15 protein-coding genes are annotated in these 17144 nt (G+C 56.5%); 9 read left to right on the forward strand and 6 right to left on the reverse strand.

Annotated elements, in window-relative coordinates:
* Positions 1-86 precede the first annotated feature (86 nt).
* The 3 genes from V4U84_RS23575 (at position 87) to V4U84_RS23585 (ending at position 3553) form a co-directional block, all read left to right on the forward strand.
* Positions 87-1520, forward strand: coding sequence for a DEAD/DEAH box helicase (locus V4U84_RS23575; RefSeq protein WP_334075786.1), 1434 nt, complete (start codon positions 87-89; stop codon positions 1518-1520).
* 65 nt (positions 1521-1585) lie between these two features.
* Entirely contained in the window at positions 1586-2332 is a 747-nt protein-coding gene (locus tag V4U84_RS23580; protein WP_213507797.1) for an ABC transporter ATP-binding protein, read from the forward strand.
* A 3-nt stretch (positions 2333-2335) separates the two neighbouring features.
* On the forward strand, positions 2336-3553 hold the full coding sequence (locus V4U84_RS23585) for an ABC transporter permease (RefSeq protein WP_334075785.1): 1218 nt from the start codon (positions 2336-2338) through the stop codon (positions 3551-3553).
* Positions 3554-3941: 388 nt separating this feature from the next.
* Here the strand turns inward: V4U84_RS23585 and V4U84_RS23590 are convergent, their stop codons facing one another.
* The 3 genes from V4U84_RS23590 to V4U84_RS23600 form a co-directional block, all read right to left on the reverse strand.
* The gene (locus tag V4U84_RS23590; RefSeq protein WP_334075784.1) at positions 3942-4061 is read right to left on the reverse strand and encodes a sporulation protein YjcZ; all 120 of its coding nucleotides are present in this window, start codon (positions 4059-4061) and stop codon (positions 3942-3944) included.
* 102 nt (positions 4062-4163) lie between these two features.
* A complete protein-coding gene (locus V4U84_RS23595) occupies positions 4164-5459 on the reverse strand; it encodes an aminotransferase class I/II-fold pyridoxal phosphate-dependent enzyme (protein WP_334075783.1) in 1296 nt (431 codons plus the stop codon).
* A 92-nt stretch (positions 5460-5551) separates the two neighbouring features.
* Positions 5552-6187: a pyridoxamine 5'-phosphate oxidase family protein gene (locus tag V4U84_RS23600; protein ID WP_334075782.1), complete on the reverse strand. Its 636-nt coding sequence runs from the start codon at positions 6185-6187 to the stop codon at positions 5552-5554.
* A 534-nt stretch (positions 6188-6721) separates the two neighbouring features.
* Between V4U84_RS23600 and pdxR the strand changes: the two genes are divergently transcribed.
* The 3 genes from pdxR to V4U84_RS23625 all read left to right on the forward strand — a co-directional run bounded on the left by pdxR (position 6722) and on the right by V4U84_RS23625 (position 11381).
* A complete protein-coding gene (pdxR, locus tag V4U84_RS23615; protein WP_464686148.1) occupies positions 6722-8230 on the forward strand; it encodes a MocR-like pyridoxine biosynthesis transcription factor PdxR in 1509 nt (502 codons plus the stop codon).
* Positions 8231-8303: 73 nt separating this feature from the next.
* The gene (locus V4U84_RS23620) at positions 8304-9089 is read left to right on the forward strand and encodes an AraC family transcriptional regulator (protein WP_334075781.1); all 786 of its coding nucleotides are present in this window, start codon (positions 8304-8306) and stop codon (positions 9087-9089) included.
* Between the two features lie 1401 nt (positions 9090-10490).
* On the forward strand, positions 10491-11381 hold the full coding sequence (locus V4U84_RS23625; RefSeq protein ID WP_334078071.1) for a DUF4097 family beta strand repeat-containing protein: 891 nt from the start codon (positions 10491-10493) through the stop codon (positions 11379-11381).
* Positions 11382-11406: 25 nt separating this feature from the next.
* On the opposite strand, the gene asd is transcribed toward V4U84_RS23625, so the two are convergent.
* Positions 11407-12210: an archaetidylserine decarboxylase gene (gene asd, locus V4U84_RS23630; RefSeq protein ID WP_334075779.1), complete on the reverse strand. Its 804-nt coding sequence runs from the start codon at positions 12208-12210 to the stop codon at positions 11407-11409.
* A gap of 382 nt (positions 12211-12592) precedes the next feature.
* Between asd and V4U84_RS23635 the strand changes: the two genes are divergently transcribed.
* From V4U84_RS23635 to V4U84_RS23645, 3 genes are read left to right on the forward strand one after another with little or no spacing between them, the layout of a single operon-like run.
* Positions 12593-13225, forward strand: coding sequence for an ECF transporter S component (locus V4U84_RS23635; protein WP_334075778.1), 633 nt, complete (start codon positions 12593-12595; stop codon positions 13223-13225).
* A 1-nt stretch (position 13226) separates the two neighbouring features.
* On the forward strand, positions 13227-14942 hold the full coding sequence (locus tag V4U84_RS23640) for an ABC transporter ATP-binding protein (RefSeq protein WP_334078072.1): 1716 nt from the start codon (positions 13227-13229) through the stop codon (positions 14940-14942).
* Entirely contained in the window at positions 14939-15754 is an 816-nt protein-coding gene (locus V4U84_RS23645) for an energy-coupling factor transporter transmembrane component T family protein (RefSeq protein WP_416367291.1), read from the forward strand. Before V4U84_RS23640 ends, V4U84_RS23645 begins: the two co-directional genes overlap by 4 nt.
* On the opposite strand, the gene V4U84_RS23650 is transcribed toward V4U84_RS23645, so the two are convergent.
* Both V4U84_RS23650 and V4U84_RS23655 read right to left on the reverse strand, forming a co-directional pair.
* A complete protein-coding gene (locus tag V4U84_RS23650) occupies positions 15742-15897 on the reverse strand; it encodes a hypothetical protein (protein WP_334078073.1) in 156 nt (51 codons plus the stop codon). The two genes, V4U84_RS23645 and V4U84_RS23650, sit on opposite strands and share 13 nt — an antisense overlap.
* Positions 15894-16988, reverse strand: coding sequence for a YheC/YheD family endospore coat-associated protein (locus V4U84_RS23655; protein ID WP_334078074.1), 1095 nt, complete (start codon positions 16986-16988; stop codon positions 15894-15896). Before V4U84_RS23655 ends, V4U84_RS23650 begins: the two co-directional genes overlap by 4 nt.
* Positions 16989-17144: the final 156 nt, after the last annotated feature.

Genomic DNA, 17144 nt, shown 5'->3' on the forward strand with positions numbered 1-17144 from the left:
GCCTCGAAAGGTTGGATGGATTTGGTTGGTGCGGTTTTTTCGCATATAATGAGAATAATGATTGAATTGATAAAGGATGAACTTACATGACGATAACTACGTTTACCGGTCTGGGCCTTGACGAGGCGCTGACTGCGAGATTAGCCGACTTCGGAATTACACAACCGTCCCCGGTGCAGGCCGAGTGCATACCCGCCGCTCTGGAAGGCCGGAATATTTTGGCGCAATCGCAAACCGGGACAGGCAAGACGCTGGCCTACCTTCTCCCGCTGCTGCAACACATCATCCCCGACGAAAAAAAATTGCAGGGGCTGATTCTGGCGCCGACCCAGGAACTGGCGATGCAAATCGTCCGGGAGGCGGAGAAATACGGCGAGCCGCTGGGCATCCGGGTACAGGCCTTGATCGGAGGCGCTGCCATCAAGCGCCAACTGGAGCGGCTGAAACAGCATCCGCAGCTCATCGTCGGCACGCCGGGCCGGATCCGGGAGGTGCTTGCGCTGCGCAAATTAAAGCTCCACACGCTCCGTACCGTTGTCGTTGACGAGGTGGACCAGATGTTCCAACTGGGGGGAACCGCCGACCTGGAACATATTTTGCGCGGTACGCTGCGCGAGCGGCAGCTGATGTTTCTCTCCGCGACCATCAACCCGGAAATCCGCAAACTGGCTGGACAGGAGATGAAGGACGCGGTGGAGATCGGCATCGAGCCGGAGCAGCGGACCTCCAAAACGGTGGAGCATGTTTACTTCATCAGCGAGCGGGACAAAATCGATTTGCTTCGCCGCGTTCTTCGTCATTATGAACCTGCGCGGTCGATCGTGTTTATCAACAATACCTCGGATATTGCCGAGGTGGAGGCGAAGATGAACTTTATGGGCCTAAGTGCGGGAGCTCTCTATGGCGATGCGGACAAAACCGTAAGAAGCGTGACGCTCCGTAAATTCCGCGAAGGGAAAATCCGGGTGCTGGTCGCTACGGATGTGGCGGCACGCGGGCTCGATATCGAGGATTTATCGCTCGTGGTCAATCTCGATCCGCCGATCGATGCGGAGCATTATGTCCACCGGGTGGGACGGACCGGGCGGATGGGACGAAGCGGTCTTGCCGTCTCCATTATCGCGCCGAAGGAAGAGTTCATCATGCGCAAATTCTCGAAGGAGCTCGGTATAGAAATCCGGCAGCGCGGCATGTACGGCGGACAAGTGGTGGATCCGCAAGCTTCGCACGGAGCGCGACGGAGCAGTCCGGCACCGGCGGCGGCCGGGAAGAAGCGGAGAGACGGCGGAAGCGGGAAGCCCGGTGGCGGAGAAACGCTTAAAGCCGGTGAGGCGGGAGAAGGCATTCTGGCCTCCGACCGGACGGCGGGAGTTTCACCGGGACGCGGAAAGCCCGGCCTGTCCGCCCGTTCGGGCAAAGCCGCGCCGAAACCTCCGGTTTCCCGCAAGAACGACCGGAAAAAGGACGGAAAGAACAAAGGGGCTCCAAGATGGCTGAAAGAAAAGCAGTCGCGGAGCTAGTCGGCTGAGGACGCTAGACGCCGCTTCCGGCGGTAGTACGAGTTTGGTTAGAGGGGGAGCCTGTGTTGAGTGAAACGCCCGTTTTGCAAATAGAAGAGTTAACCGGGGGGTACAGTCTCGGACGTCCGGTCCTTCACGATATCAACTTCGAGGTGATGCCGGGCGAAATGGTCGGCCTGATCGGCCTGAACGGTGCCGGCAAAAGCACGACGATGAAGCATATCCTCGGACTGATGACACCGCATCGCGGCGGGGTGGCCGTCCGGGGGAAGACGAGGGTGGAGGACCCGGAAGGCTATCAGTCTTCCCTGGCGTTCGTCCCGGAATCACCGCTTTTGTACGAGGAATTGACGGTTCGGGAGCATCTTGAATTCGCCGCCCGCGCCTACGGGGTCAATCCCGAGGATTACCGGGAAAGAGCGGAGCGGCTCCTTAAACTGTTCCATATGGAGGAAAAGGCCGACAGCCTCTCCATCCATCTGTCCAAAGGGATGAAACAGAAGGTCATGATCATGTGCGCCTTTGTGGCCCGGCCTTCGCTATACGTCATCGACGAGCCCTTTTTGGGCCTTGATCCGCTGGGAATCCGCTCCCTGCTTGATTTCATGCTGGAGATGAAAGAGAGCGGGGCTTCGATTCTGCTCAGCTCGCATATTTTGTCCACGATCGAAAATTACTGTGACCGGTTTATCGTGCTTCACCGGGGGGCGGTTATCGCCCGGGGAACCCTGGAAGAGATCGCACAGCAGGCCGGGATGCCCGGGGCCGCGCTTGAAGATATTTTCTATAGCTTAGTTAAAGGCGGAGATTAGAAAATGAAGCTTCAAGATCTGTACAGGCAGCGTAAATCGTCTTTTTGGAGCAAAGTGCTCCCGTTTGTGCCTTATATATTCCAGAGCGGAGTGGCGGTCCTGTTCCTGCTGCTGCTGATTGTTTTCTCCGCCTGGTATACGAATTTTTTACGGAATTTGCCGCCGGATCTTCCCGCACTCTGGATTCTGCTGATTCTGCTTGGGCCGCTGACGGTGTATTCCAGTTTCCGGACCTACATGCAGCCGGCCGATGTAATCTTTCTGCGGCCTCGGGAAACGGAGATGGGCGAATACTTCAAGCCTGCTTACCGCAACGGAATCGTATATAAACTAATCGGCCTTTATATCCTTCTCTTGATCCTGTGGCCGCTTTATGTACGGTCGGAACTCGAAATGCGGCATCCGCTCTGGCTGATCATGCTGGTATTGTTTGGGTTGAAGCTGCTCAGCGCCTACGGCGCCTGGCAGGAGCTACGGATCTCGACCGCCCGTGCCCGCATGGGCTACAAGCTGCTGCGCTGGTGTTTCCTGTGGCTGATGCTGGCCGCCTGGTTATGGCAGCCGGCGTGGAAAAGCGCCTTGTTTACGGTGCTGGTGGGGGTCAACTATATCCTGGCTTTACGATTCCCGATGAAGCACAACGTGCCGTGGGAAAATCTCATCGCCGCGGAAAAAGCGGGAGCCGCCCGGGTCATGCTGCTGCTCGGCTGGTTTGTGGAGGTGCCCGCGGAAGGGCAAAAAGTCATTCGCCGCCGCTGGCTCTCCGGGATCGGGAACCGCATCCCGTGGAATCGGACCGGGGCTTACCGGTACCTTTTGACCAAGACGTTCCTGCGCAGCGAACTGCTGGGCATCATCGCCCGCTTGACCCTGCTGGGGATGCTGATTGTGGGCTGGAACGGACAGACCTGGCTAGGCGCGACGATTTATTTGTTCTTCATCTTTCTTATCGGAGCCCAGCTAAGCGCGCTGCGGCATGTTCATAGCGATACTCCCGCGGACGCCTACTACCCGATTCCGACCGGCTCCCGCCCGAAGGAAATCGTGAATCTCGCGACCCGCGTCCTCTCAGGAATTACCGTGATCCTGTGGATTCCGATGATCTTCGGCCCCGGCAGTAACCTAACGTATCTGCTCGGCAGCCTCGGCCTGGGAGTCGCCTTTGTTTTTGGCCTCCACTCCACCTGGAAACGCAAATGGCAGGAGGAAGAGGAAGAGTGAGGGAGCGGGCAACCATTAACGGGAGATATAAAGCGCCACCGTCGGAGTCTACACACTAACGGGAAAACCTCCCGTTAATGTACCGCTCTTGGCTCTTGGATCGGATTTAACTGGAAAAGCTCCATCTATTTCGCGCCCCAATTTCCGATATACACAATTTCAGGCGAATTAGCGAGAGGTTTTCCAGCTAAATCGCCTCTGCAGCCGCATACGCACCAAATTAACGGGAGGAAATCCCGTTATATTTACCCCGCCATGCGGTATTCAAGACGGGCAAATCCCCTAGAGTTTGTGCAGTTTCCAGTTCAGATGCTCGGAGGAAACCAACTACTCCCGAACCTAAAAAAACCGCCGGAGCACGAAGCTCCGACGGTTTTCGGCATATCAATTAGTACAAAATCGAACGGCTGACGATAACCAGCAGGATGAAGAGCACCAGAATAACAGCAGTGCTGGTCCATAAGCCGCCGCCGCCGTATCCACCTCTGTCTTCTCCAATACCGCTCATTGCACAATTCCCCTTTCTCACTGTGATCATTTAGTACACAGTATTCTATGAGCCGGGGGTAAAGCATGCTTGGGCGTACATAACGTTCTCCCACAATTGGGTTTACGCCTGGAGATCCTGGACGCCGCGGTACACCAGATCGAACAGATCCTCCAGATTCTCTTCGGCAATGCAGGAGAAGGCGATCCGCAGGTCGGTATCGCCCAAAGCGATCGTTCCCACGCCGTACTCGCGGATCAGGTGTTGACGCAGTGCCTCAGCGTTTACGGTCTTCAGCTTCAGACACATAAAATATCCCGAATTAAACGGATAGTATTCCCATACATTCCCGTACTTGCCGCTGTCCAGCAGCGCTTTGACTTTGTTGGCCCGGCCTTTCATGACCCGGAACTTTTCCGCCTTCTGGGCATCGAAATCCGGGGATTTCAAGGCATGCAGCACAAAGGTTTGGGAAGGATGGGCGCCGCTCGATACGGTAGCCCGGATGATGCCGATCGTCTTTTGCTCAAGCGCGGAGAGCACGGCCGCATCTTCGGCGGCATAAGTGATGAACCCGACCCGGAAGCCCCAGACATATTCTTCCTTGGTCGCGCCGTCGACTTTCACCGGGAGGATCCGCGGATGGCGTCCGGCCAGTTTGCCAAAGAGCGATTCGGACAAGGAATCTTCAAAGAACAGACCGAAATAAGCGTCATCCGTGACCACGACAACATTGATGCCCGCTTCGGCGGCTTCCGTTACCGCAGCGACGATCTCATCGCCTTCCTTCGCTCCCGGCGTATAGCCTGTCGGATTGTTCGGGAAGTTAAGGATGACAATGGCCTTTCCTTTGTCCTTTTGGGACAGCAGAGCTTCACGAAGCCCTTGGCTGTTAAACTTCATGTCCTCCGTGAAAAGCGGATAGTTGATGATCGCGCCATGGCGGCGGATGCCGAAGGTCAGTTCATAATTTTCCCAGTTCTTGTCCGGAAAAATAACCGCGTCGCCTTCATCCACGAACAGATCGGCTACGATGCTGAGGCCGTGGGTCAGCGCGTTCGTAACCACCGGGTTGCCGAAGCTTTTATCCGCGATCGAAGGATTTTCCGCGACCATTTTCTCGCGCCAGACGCTGCGGAGTTCCGGTTTTCCGGCCGGCGGCGCATACGGGTACAAATCCTGGGGTTTGTATGCGGACAAGGTTTCCTGAATGGCCGCCAAATGCATCGGTCCGCCGTTCTCGGTGGCGATCCCGATCGTCGCATTGTACTTTTTCGCTCCGGCCGCCGCTTCGGCGGATTGGCTCAAAATGCCTTCCTTCGGAAAATAAATTTCCTTCCCCAGGGTGGACAGCATTTCGTACACATGGATATTGCCGGCTTTCAGATTCTCGTTTAACTGCTCCGCAAGTGGGTTCATCACGTGTTCATCCTTCCAATCGGTTTTTAAGGGACAATGCCGTTTTGACTGCCAACATTATATCATTTCGTCCCTCCACCGTCACGGTCAATTCACGTATTCCCGGGGGCGCCGCCGGCGTGCTTCGGACAAAACCGCTTCATCAGCGCGGCGGTTTCGGAATCCAACTCCAGATTTCGGTGTTCCAGCCCGGCCACGATATTTGAAAAACGGTCCTCGTTCAGATTTTGTCCGAATTTAAACTTGGCGCTGATCTCCTCGGGAACGATTTTGTAGAGGGAAACCGCCTTGAGCTGGCCGATATACTTAGGGTCTTCGACGGTGATGGGATCGTATTCCCCTTCCGGTTGCAGCTTCTGCATGAAGAGCGTGAGCGCGGCGGCCTTCTCCTCCGGGCTTTGCACAGGCTCCGCGAGCCCTCGGACCATAACGCTCTTAAAAAAAGCCGTAGCCGGACAAGCGAGCTGCGGATCGGTGAAATAAGAGGGGATAATCGCATACTCCTTGGCAACCGTGAAACTGACCCGGGGATCCTGCTTCAGGTGCTTCATTTTTTCGCCGGACAGGCTGCCGTGAAAATAAAAACAGCGGCCGTCATAAACGAAATTAAGCGGCGTGACCCGACTCCAGCCGTCCGCGCCTACGGTGCCAAGAAACCCGAAGCTCATCTCGCGTAAAAATTGTTCGACCTCCCTGTCATCTTCCACGGCAAATTCTTTTCTTCTCATCTGTAGTTCCTCCTGATTTTGAACCTGATCCGGTTCCTGGCTGGTTGTTTATAGGTTTTTTACCAGTCTAGTCGTTTAATTGACATAAAAAAAGAACCAATCTACACTATTTTTAATAGTCCAATTATATAGGTTGAGCTATTGCATATTAGACAGCGGTGTATAGGGTTCTTTTCACCCTCTTGGCCCTACAGCCCATGGTTTGGTTCAAATTAAAGGGAAATCTTCCCGTTAATTCGGTGCCTATGCGGCGGCAGAGGCGATTTAGCTGGAAAACCTCCCGCTAATCCGCTTGAAATTGTGTATATCTGCCATTGGGCCGCGATATAGATGGAGCTTTTCCAGCTAAATCCGATCCAAGGGTCAAGAGTGGTATATTAACGGGAGGTTTTCCCGTTAGTGTGTATACCCCGACGCTGGCGCTTTTTATCTACAATTGTGGATGTTAGCAACGTATCTGTATCTCCGAAACCAATTCACATCCTTATCTAACGCCAATTTTTTGTTTAACCTATATAGCAACATAATTAAGGAATGGAGGACCATCCGTTGAATTTTTCGATTCCGCTGGAAACGCAAGGCCGGAAATACCGCTACAAATACGAGGCGCTCTATCATGCGATCCGGGCGGCGATCCTGGACGGGACGCTGCGGGAAGGCACCCGCCTCCCCTCTTCCCGCGATTTGGCGGCAGCCTATGGCTTATCCCGCGGAAGTGTGGCGCATGCCTACGACCTGCTTCATGCGGAAGGCTACGTCCGTTCCGTCTTGGGGAGCGGGACCTTCGTGACCCGCGCCGAGCCCCGGCGGACGTTGCCCGGGCGGGCCGCCGCGGCCATTCCTTTGTCCCCCTGGGGACAAAGGGTGATGGAGCCGGCGGGGCCGCCGGAGGCGCTGGCCGCATCCGCTCCGCCGCATGGTCCGGACCCGGCCGGGACCATCTCGTTCAAGGATGCGGGGCCGCCCGCCGCCGGGTTCCCACAGGCGGCTTGGAAGAGCGCGCTCGCCTGGGCCGCGCGGGAGCGGGCTGCCGCGCCCGCGGCCCCGGGCGCGGCCGGCGCGGCGGAAGCCGCCGGCGACCCGGAGCTGCGCGCCGCCATTGCCGCGCATCTGCGGCGCAGCCGGGGCATTGCGGCAGAGGCGGAGCAAATCTGCCTGTTCCAGGGCTCGATGCAGGCGATTATGCTGCTCACCCAGCTGCTGCTGGGGGAGGGCGAGCCGGCCGTGCTGGAGGACCCGTGCTACCACGGGATCTCCAGGGCGGTTGCCGCCTGCGGAGGGGTGGCCGTCCCCGCCCCCGTGGACGGGGACGGCATCATCCCGCGCGACTGGGACGCGCGGGTGCTGTACGTCACGCCCGGCCGGCAGTTCCCGACCGGGGCGGTGCTGTCGCCGGCGCGGCGGCAGGAGCTGCTGGCCTGGGCGGCCAAGCGGAACGCGGTCATCGTCGAGGACGATTACGACACCGAGTTCCGCTGGCGCGGCCGCCCGCTGGAGCCGCTCAAGGCGCTGGACCGCGAGGATCGGGTCGTGTACATCGGGTCTTTCTCCAAGACGATGTTCGCCTCGCTGCGGATTGGATATGCCGTGCTGCCGCGCGGCCTGGTCGGCCCGGCCGTACGGGCCAAAGCCCTGTACGAGCCGGTTTCCCCCGCGCGGCTGGAGCAGCGCGCGCTCGCCTGCTTTATGCGCCGGGGCGATTACGAGCGCCATCTGCGCCGGATGCGCCGGATCTACAGCGCCAAGCACGAGCTGTTCCGTCAAACGCTGGCCGAGGTCATCCCGGAACTGTTTGGGCTGCGGATGGCCGAAGCCGGCTTGCTCGTCTATGCCGACTGGAAGCAGTCCCCGCCGGAGTACAGAGCGTTCCGGGAAGCGGCCAGACGGCGGGGAGTGACATTTCGCGACGGTGAGCTGTACAGGCTGACTCCGGGACCCCCCGCGGCCTGTTTCAGTCTTTCCCACCTGGACGACGCATCTTTGGTCGAGGGGGTATACCGCATGGGCCAAGCGTGGAAAGATATTTATGAAATGAAAAAATAAGAGTATAATCGGCTTAATCCGGTTTTAAGACCAGGTAATGAACTCTTTCGTTTAAATCCAAGGAGGTGAGGAGATGCTTCACATATCCCCGTCTTCATTTATTCTGAAGCCGGCCTTTGCCAAAATCGTGTGCGAGCCCGGCTGGAAATGGCATAAGCGGGAAAAGCCGCTGCAAAACTACGATTTGTTTTATGTATGGAGCGGAGAAGGCACGGTGGTGTTGAACGATCAACCGATTCCGGTCGGCCCGGGCAGCTGCTTTTTGTTCCGGAAAGGGGACCATACCAGCGCCACGCATAATCCTCAGCGTCCGCTGGTGTTAACGTACATCCATTTTGATATCGACGAACCGGTTCATGAAATTCCCGGCCCTTATCGCAAGCTGGAGGAGACGCTTGATTTTGAATATATGCTTTCCCGGTACGTGCGTTTGTTTCTGGTCAAAGCGTATGGCGCCGAGGAAGAGGCCCGGCTGATTCTGAAGCAGCTGCTCATTTACCTGTTGCGTGCCGAACGGGAAACGCCGAAAGAGAAGAAGGTCAGCAACCAGTTGAATGAAGTGATTCAAGAGGTAGCCAATTATTGCCTCCAGCATCCCGGATTACCGCATAAAGTGGAAGACCTGGCGGCCCGGGCCGGCTTGTCCCCGCGGTATTTTTCCATAAAATTCAAGGAAATCATCGGGCAATCCGTCCAGTCTTATATCATCAAGACGCGGATCGACCGGGCGCAGCATCTCCTGCTGCATGCGGGCATGAATGTAACCGAGGTGGCGGATGCGCTCGGGTACCGGGATATCTTCTTCTTCAGCCGCCAATTCAAGCAGTACACCGGCAAAAGTCCCTCCGAAATTCGCTGATTCGCAAAAAAATTTCTCCCGGGCTGTTTCACCCCAATTCTTGGCGGGTAAATCCATTTTATAGCCGGAGTCTGGGAGGAGGTGTTACATTATGGGGAAAAGACGGCGGATGCGCAACCGGGGAATTTCGGTGCCGGGCAGCAGCATATTCAGATATCGTTTCCGGCATTGGAGACGTCCCGAACGGGAAGAAGAAACCTGGTTTTAATACAGTTTAATATTAAGTCGGGGACGTATTTCCCGGTCTTCATATAAGTAATAAACCGAAAGAAACGGCCGTGCGGGGGGACCTGCCGGCCGTCTTTATTTGTATAACGAACGGTGAGTTATGAGCAGGGGGCCGGTTGGTTACTGCGGCGTCCCGCAATCGCAATTTCCTCAGCCTCCCGCCGAAATAGCGGCGTTTTGGGCACTAGCGATGCACTAACTCTAACATGAAAGAAGAGTGTGGTTAAAAATGGGAGCCCTATCTTACGCGTGGCGTAGCCTTTCTTTTTTTCGGGGAATTTCCTTTTGCCTTCCAAGACTTACCTGCATTGATGTAATCGAGTATGAATTCCTGTAAAAGGTCAGGCTTTCCGGCTGGTACTAACGTCTGAGAGGACTCTAACGGCTGTAGCAGCCGCTATTTAACGAAAAGTAGCCCTTTCGAAAATCTAACGGTCGTGAGCGCCGTTATTCTCTTGGATTCTCGCCTTAACAGCCTGTTTATGCGAAAATAAGCGCCGTGGCGACCGTTAGAATGGGAGATCGGCGTTTTCAGGACAAATAACGGCTGTGGCAACCGTTAGCGTCAATTTTCGTCTTTCTTGCAAGGCTGCTCATGCGACGGCGGTTAGGGAAATGGGGCACGCCGGAACCAACTCGCCACACCGAGGCGACAAGTTTCAAAATAAGCAGCGCCCTGTCAGGTTTGATGCAACTTCAGTGCGTTTTGGGGCGTTATTTTGACCCGATTCGGCTGCGGGGGAATCTTAGCGGTCAGAATGGCCGTTATTGCCCCGGTGTGGACCCCAAAATCAGGTTTGGTTCGCTTTTCCCCAGAAATTAGGCCCTGAAAAGACCTGAAAAGACCTGAAAAGACCTGAAAAGCCTCTATTTCACGCCGCTCAGCCGAATTTGACAAAATCGCGCCGCATCATGCCCTTATCTGCAAGGCGTTCAAGTTGCTTAATGCAATGCCAGTGTTGAGGTAGACGTCTGCATGATTTTTTCTAGTCTAGCAAGTTAGGCACGGGTTCCGACTTAAGTCCAGGTGGATTCCGGTCCGCAGGCTGTGTCCGGCGGGCTAGAGAACAATTATGATAGGGGTATCGGTTTTGTGAGAGGAAATACATAACGGCGGGGCCGGAAAATCGTGGACGCATCGGACCCGACCTTATCCTGGTTAGGAGGACAAAAATGAAAACGAAATACAAGCCCGCGGCTTTGGCGGGAGCAGCAGCCGTACTGCTTTTGTTGGCCGGATGTACGGAATCCGCGAAAGTGGAGGAGCATGTGAAGCAAATCGTAAGCCAGACGGCGGGAAGCTTGGAGCAAGCCGTCAGCAATACGGTGGACGCCCATGTGGGAAAACTGAAAGAGGACGGTGCTTCTCTGTCCTTGTCCTCAACCGCACAACCGGGCGGGGCGACCGGAATCCGGATGGAGAATGAGGTGGGAGATATCGCGATCCGGGCCGCGGAAGGCAGCGACCTCAAAATCGAGGCACAAATCTGGTCGGCGAACAAGCCGGCTAACCAGGATGTGTTGACTAAGGTGTTCGACCAGGCGGAGATTACGGTGACTTCCGAAGGCCAAGACCTGTATATCGCCGTACAAGCCAAGGAAGACCCCGGTATGAATCTGTGGAAATGGGCCGAAAAGAAATACGGGTTCTCGGATTTCAGCATCGATTATACGCTTGAGCTTCCGGAGAACATCGTCTCCTACGATATTACAAGCCAGGTTGGCGATGTGACCATGACCGGGCTTGAAGGAAGTTACCGCATCAAGAGTGAAGTAGGCTCCGTGCAATTGGCGGAAGCGGGAATTACGGGAGCTTCCGCTATCAACGCTTCCACGGGAAGCATTGAGCTCGGAATTGCACGGATGGACAAAACGGCGGATTTGCAGGTCGAGGCGGAAATCGGCAGCATCGAAGCGAAGCTGGCCGATTCCTTGAACTGCGAGGTCGAGGCCAAGGCCGAATTGGGCGGAATCAGCGGGGTTTCGGATGGCCGGAGCCGGCGGGGCAGCGGCGGACCGCTGTTGTCGCTGAACGCTTCCGTGGGAGCCATTACGGTACAGTAATGGCTCTTCCCCTTTTACAGCCCCATTAGGGTTGGTTGGTCGAGGGCGCGAAAAACCGTCCCAGCGGTTCGCCCATCCGGACCTTTTGGCCGACGGCCCTGCCGGGCAGCGGTTCGAAAGTGCCGGTTTCCATCAACAGGACGACGGTGGAGCCGAATTCAAAATAGGCCAGATCATCGCCCTGATTCCAGGCCGAGGCGGTTTCGTCGCTGTAGCGGATACTGCTGACGTTCATCGCCCCGACCTTGACCAAGGCGATCTCGCCGCGTTCATGGGACAGATAAGTAATCAGTCTTTCATTCCGGCTGAGCACGCCTTTCATATGCTTCATCCCGAAGTCGTTAACCGGATAGACTCTTCCTTTGATGTGCTCGCTTTCCAGCCGGGTACCTGCTACCGGCGCGTGAATCCGGTGGTAGTCGGTCGGGCTTAAATAGAGCACGAAGGCATATCCGTGCGCGTAGGCTTCTGTTCGGGGAGAATGATTCAACAAATCGTCCAGGGTGTAATCCTGCCCTTTTACATTAAAGATCGTGCCGGATTGAATCTCGCCCATAAACGTGATGAGTGCATCGACCGGGCTGATCAGTCCCCCGGGTTCCGGGTGGATCGGGCGCATCCCGCTCTTGAGCTTGCGCGTAAAAAATTCGTTTAACGTCCGGTATTCTTTCAGTTCCTTTTCCGCTTCATGCAGCGGAATCCGATAGGATTTGGCGAACCACGGGATCATGTGGCGGCTCGCCCCGGAATGCGAGAACCTGCCCATTAGCCCGGAGATCCACTTCCGGGAGGTTAGTTCAGTCATCCATTTCATCCAGTGTGCAGCCAAGTTGTTTCCTCCTAAAAATCAGGTTCAACGGGGTCGCCGGGACCCCGTTTCCACTTCCGCTTATATTGACACAGAATAGGCTCGAAATCAACCATGGAAGCGGTTGCTTAAAATTTTCCTTGCCTAAGCGGAAACATCTGGAGTATATTATTGGCAATCGCATAAGGGATACGGGGGCTTGAGTGAATCAGGCTGAGATGGCAGCATATTCCGCTGCGGACCGTTAATCTGAACTGGATAATGCCAGCGTAGAGAATCTGTCGTCCGAAATGCATGCTTTAGGATGTATTTCCCTGTGACTTAGCAGCCGCCTGAGCTTATTCAGGCGGCTTTTTTGTTTTATCCCGAACGATATGTTTACGAAAAAGGAGAGAGGTAGAGCATGAATCAAAATGGAAAAGAAAGCATTCAATCGACCCCGGGGGGTACGGCAGCAAAAAAAGGTTTGAAGCTGAGCGATATTCTGGTCACCGTGCTCGTTTCTTTGGTGATCGGGGTCGTCTATCATTTTTGGAGTTCCGTTTACAGCCTGGTGCCTCCGGTATTTTTTCAAGCGGATGAGCTTGTTTACGGCATGTGGTTTATTGCGGCGACGCTTGTGTTTCTGCTGATTCGCAAACCCGGGGTCGCTTTGCTGGCGGAGGTGGCGGCCGCCCATGTGGAGATTTTGTTCGGCAGCGAGTGGGGAATCCAACTCGTTCTCTACAGCGTTTTGCAAGGACTTGGAGCCGAACTGGTCTTCGCTTTGTTCCGCTACCGCAACTATTCGGGGACGGTGGCGGCCATAGCCGGGGTCGGATCGGCCATAGGTTCGCTCATTCCCGATATCTACTACGGTTATGTGGCAGACTATGAAACCTGGATGCTGTTCGCCAAATATGGCATGCGCGCCATAAGCTCCATGTTGTTTGCCGGGTATCTGGCTTATGCGCTGGCCAAGGCGGTCGAGGCCACCGGGGTTACGTCGCTGCTCCGTCCCGTTACCGCCAAAGACGTGGCGGCATTGGACGATTGAGATGGCCGGCCTGAAGGTGGATCTCCTGCCGGCGGATGAAGCGGAAACGCCGGTTTCCGAGCCGACGGCAGTAGAGGTAAGGGACCTCCGGTTAAAGTTCCCCGGCGAAGAAGCGTTTGTCTTCAAAGATCTAACGTTTCGGGTGCGGCGCGGCGAGAAGCTGCTGCTGCTCGGACCAAGCGGCAGCGGGAAATCCACCCTCCTGCAGGTGCTTTCCGGCATGATCCCCGAGCTTGTCGATGTCCCTTTGCGGTATTCGGAACGGGTGCTTCCCTCTTCCTGGGGCATGCTGTTCCAGGACCCGGACACCCAGTTTTGCATGCCTTATGTCGATGAGGAGCTGGCGTTTGTGTTGGAAAACCGGCGTGTGCCGCGTGAAGAAATGGTGCCGCGGATGCTGGATGTCCTGAGGAAGGTGGGACTCCGGCTGAAAGAGCTGCATGTGCCGATCGACACGCTGTCCCAAGGGATGAAGCAGCGGCTGGCCCTGGCGTCCATTCTGCTGATGGAGCCGGAGGTGCTGTTTCTCGACGAGCCGTCCGCCCTGCTCGATCCGGATGGACGGAGGCAGATCTGGCAGGCGGTGCGGGAGGTGGCCGAAGCGCGGACGCTGATCATCGTCGAGCATCGGATTGAAGAACTGCTGGAGCTGGAGCTCGTCGACCGGGTCGCCTTGTTTGGTCCGGAGGGCCGTCTGTTGGGACAGGGAACCCCGGAAGAGCTGTTCCGCCATTACCGCCAGGAGCTGCTGGCGTACGGGATCTGGCATCCGGGGGTATGGAACGGCTATATTTCCGCTTTCCCGGAAGCACATGGGCGCTGCATCCCGAAGGAGTGTGAGCGGGTGGCGAACCCGCATGAGCAAGCGATAGTCGTCCGGGGGCCGGGGCAAGTCGCGGAAAAGCAGGGGCAAGCCGTTCCGTTGATGCGGAGGGCAGCCGTGGAGCAACCCGTCATCGTCCTGTCGGACTTTCGCGGATTTCGCCAAGGTCGGCCGGTCATCCATGCCGGGCAGGCTAGCGTATACCCTGGGGATTTTATCGCGGTGACGGGGCCGAACGGGGCGGGGAAAAGCTCCTTGTTGCTTAGCCTGATGGGACTGCTCCCCTCGGAAGGGAGCTATCGGCTGTCCGGCAGAGACATGAGCTGGAGCAAGCTCCGCAAAAAGTTTGTTCAAGCCGCCGCCCGGGAGATCGGTTTTGTGTTCCAAAATCCGGAGTTTCAGTTTGTCGAGAACCAGGTAGCCAAGGAAATCGCCTTTTCCTTGCAGGAAGAGAAGACTGGTGCGGAAGAAGTATCGCGCCGGGTCGATGAGGCGCTGATCCGATTCGGACTCGCCGGTTTGGAGATGCGCCATCCGTATCAGCTGTCGCTCGGGCAGAAGCGGAGGCTGAGCGTGGCGGGCGCCGCCGTGCTGCAAAGACCGGTGCTGCTGCTCGATGAACCTACTTTTGGGCAGGATGCGGTGAATACCTTTGCGATTTTGGATCTATGCGAAGAGCTTCGGCGTGAGGGGACGGCTATCCTCATGGTCACGCACGAAGAAAAAATCGCGGAGACGGTCGCCACCCGGAAGTGGGAAGTGAGAGACGGGGTGCTGACCGACTGCGGATTGACGGAGCGGAGCGGGATGCGGATGGGGATGTGGCTGGACGACGCCGATCCGGCTTCCGCTCTGGGAACGGACATCCCGAAGGGCGAAAGGGTGAGCGTATGATGAAAGGCCTGTTTACCCCTTCGTACCGGACCTGGATGCATCGCGCCAATCCGGTTCTGAAGCTGGGAGGATCGATTTTGCTGTTCTTTGTCGCCCTGTTTACGCATCGCCCCGATTTTATGCTGTACCAGGCCGTCGTGTTCATTTTGCTGTTGTTTTGGCAAAGCGGATATGTGTTCTGGAAAATCCTTTTGGTGGTCCTGTCGTTCTTGCTGGTGTTTGTCTCGTCTTCCTCCACCATGATGTTGTTCGGCAAGGGGGAGACGCTGTGGTGGGAATGGGGACTTATCCGGGTCACGGAAGAAAGCTTTTACCGGGGGATCCATATCGGGCTCAAGTCGGTCACTTTGGCTGCGGAGGGATTGCTCTTTGTTTTGACCACATCCTCGGTGCGCTTATTCTACGCTTTGATGCAAAATGCAAAGCTTCCATCCAAATTCGCATACAGCTTCATGGCGTCCATCCGTCTTCTTCCCATGGTTTGGGAGGAGCTCCTTATCCGCAAAAATGCGCTGCGAATCCGGGGAGCACAGCGGCTGCGGGGCCCCCGCGGATGGATGGCGGCGATCCAGCTGTACGCGGTGCCGCTGCTCTCCCAAAGCATCCGCCGGGCCCACCGGGTGGCCGTGGCGATGGAAGCCAAAGCGTTCGACGGCCAAGGAGGAAGAACCTACTATTATCCCTCGGTCTTCACGCGGTTCGATCTGTTGATCGCCGCGCTTTTGCTCGGCGCTTTAGGCCTGGCGCTGCTGCTCGGCGGCATGCTGCCGGTTTTCCATATTGCGGATATCAGAAGCTTCTATCCGCAGTAATCGGGATTATCCCAAGCTGGCGGGACATGGTCCAACTTCTTCGTCATTTGCTTCATCCCGAAATATAAAACGGCTGCCCCATTACAGGAGGCAGCCATTTTGCTGTCCGGGCTCCCGGTCACCGCGGGGAAAACGGGGGTCATAAGCCCCGCTGCTCCAGCAAGTAGCCGGCAAATGCCATGGGCTGAATGTAAGTCTCCTTCCAGGTTTTTTCCATCCCGGCTTTGCGGAAACCGTAACGCTGGTCTCGACCATTGCATTCTATAAAGTAAGGATGGCCTTTGGAGGTGATCCCGATATCCATCCCAAGGTCTCCTAGCAGCGGCAGACTGGAGGATAGGCGTCGAGCCACCGCCAAGGCCAGCGCCTCCACATGGTTGATGATGGCGGGCACGAGATGCGCCGGGAGTACCGAGGGCAGCAGTTCCGTCGCGGGATAAGCGCCGCCGCCTCTGGCGATGTTGGAGACGAAGCTGCCCGGCGGCGCGGCTTTGGCGAAGAGGCCGGTGACCGTCCAGGTGCCCCGAAGCCCGCGCTGCACGGTTACGCGAAGATCGACGGGACGGCGTTCCACCTCCGCCAGCGGGATGCGCTCCTGGATCAGGTAAGGAACCGGGAGCCTCTGGCGTCTGAACCAGGCTGCGGCATCCTCCCGCTTCAGGCGGGTGGACGGCTGCGGAAAGGCTGCCTTTTTGGAGGAGGAATACAGAACCTCCCACACGCCGCCGGCGTCCCGCAGCCTCATGATTCCCCGGCCGACCGATCCGCGGACCGGTTTCAAAATAAGGTCGGAATACCCTCTCATCATCGTCTGCAGCGAACCGGCCGACGCGGTTACCGTTTCGGGCAGGTAGGGGCGCAGATCGGGATCGTTCCATAAAATCCGGTGAATAACGTCTTTCCCGTAACGATTATTCGTGTTGAATACGATTTTTCCCCGAGCGCTTAACGCCGCCAATTTGCGAAAGGCGATCTGTTCGCTGTACAGCGCCCGGTTATGAATGACGGACGGGATGGGCATGACGGTTTTGGCATAGTCCCGGCCGTTCCAGACATAGGCGATGCATTTGTTTTGTCTTAAGTCCATATCCCCGAGACGAAGAAAACAGGGGATTAGTCCGTATCTCCGTGCGGCTTCTTCATAGTTGCTAAGCGACTCCTGACCGGTCTTTCGCCGGGGGATCCCCCTGTACATGCTGGAATTAAGCAGAATACCGACATGGTTCTGTCCCATAGGTGTCTCCTCCTCGATACGGCTTCTTTTTTTACTATATGTGGTATGGGCCGGAAAGCGTGGACGACTGTACTCCGGCGGCAGCCTGTTTTCATATGTGCGGTCCGTGGCGGGGGCGCGGGTTTATGGATAAAGGATCTCAAAAGGGGGATGAAA

This window comes from Paenibacillus sanfengchensis, assembly GCF_036864765.1.
GTDB lineage: Bacteria > Bacillota > Bacilli > Paenibacillales > Paenibacillaceae > Fontibacillus > Fontibacillus sanfengchensis.

Bases quoted from the DNA above. Each gene is read 5' to 3' on its own strand.
- V4U84_RS23575 (WP_334075786.1), top strand. From the start codon at position 87: ATGACGATAACTACGTTTACCGGTCTGGGCCTTGACGAGGCGCTGACT.
- V4U84_RS23585 (WP_334075785.1), top strand. From the start codon at position 2,336: ATGAAGCTTCAAGATCTGTACAGGCAGCGTAAATCGTCTTTTTGGAGC.
- V4U84_RS23590 (WP_334075784.1), bottom strand. From the start codon at position 4,061: ATGAGCGGTATTGGAGAAGACAGAGGTGGATACGGCGGCGGCGGCTTA.
- V4U84_RS23595 (WP_334075783.1), bottom strand. From the start codon at position 5,459: ATGAACCCACTTGCGGAGCAGTTAAACGAGAATCTGAAAGCCGGCAAT.
- V4U84_RS23600 (WP_334075782.1), bottom strand. From the start codon at position 6,187: ATGAGAAGAAAAGAATTTGCCGTGGAAGATGACAGGGAGGTCGAACAA.
- pdxR (WP_464686148.1), top strand. From the start codon at position 6,722: ATGGAGGACCATCCGTTGAATTTTTCGATTCCGCTGGAAACGCAAGGC.
- V4U84_RS23620 (WP_334075781.1), top strand. From the start codon at position 8,304: ATGCTTCACATATCCCCGTCTTCATTTATTCTGAAGCCGGCCTTTGCC.
- V4U84_RS23625 (WP_334078071.1), top strand. From the start codon at position 10,491: ATGAAAACGAAATACAAGCCCGCGGCTTTGGCGGGAGCAGCAGCCGTA.
- V4U84_RS23635 (WP_334075778.1), top strand. From the start codon at position 12,593: ATGAATCAAAATGGAAAAGAAAGCATTCAATCGACCCCGGGGGGTACG.
- V4U84_RS23640 (WP_334078072.1), top strand. From the start codon at position 13,227: ATGGCCGGCCTGAAGGTGGATCTCCTGCCGGCGGATGAAGCGGAAACG.
- V4U84_RS23645 (WP_416367291.1), top strand. From the start codon at position 14,939: ATGATGAAAGGCCTGTTTACCCCTTCGTACCGGACCTGGATGCATCGC.
- V4U84_RS23650 (WP_334078073.1), bottom strand. From the start codon at position 15,897: ATGACCCCCGTTTTCCCCGCGGTGACCGGGAGCCCGGACAGCAAAATG.
- V4U84_RS23655 (WP_334078074.1), bottom strand. From the start codon at position 16,988: ATGGGACAGAACCATGTCGGTATTCTGCTTAATTCCAGCATGTACAGG.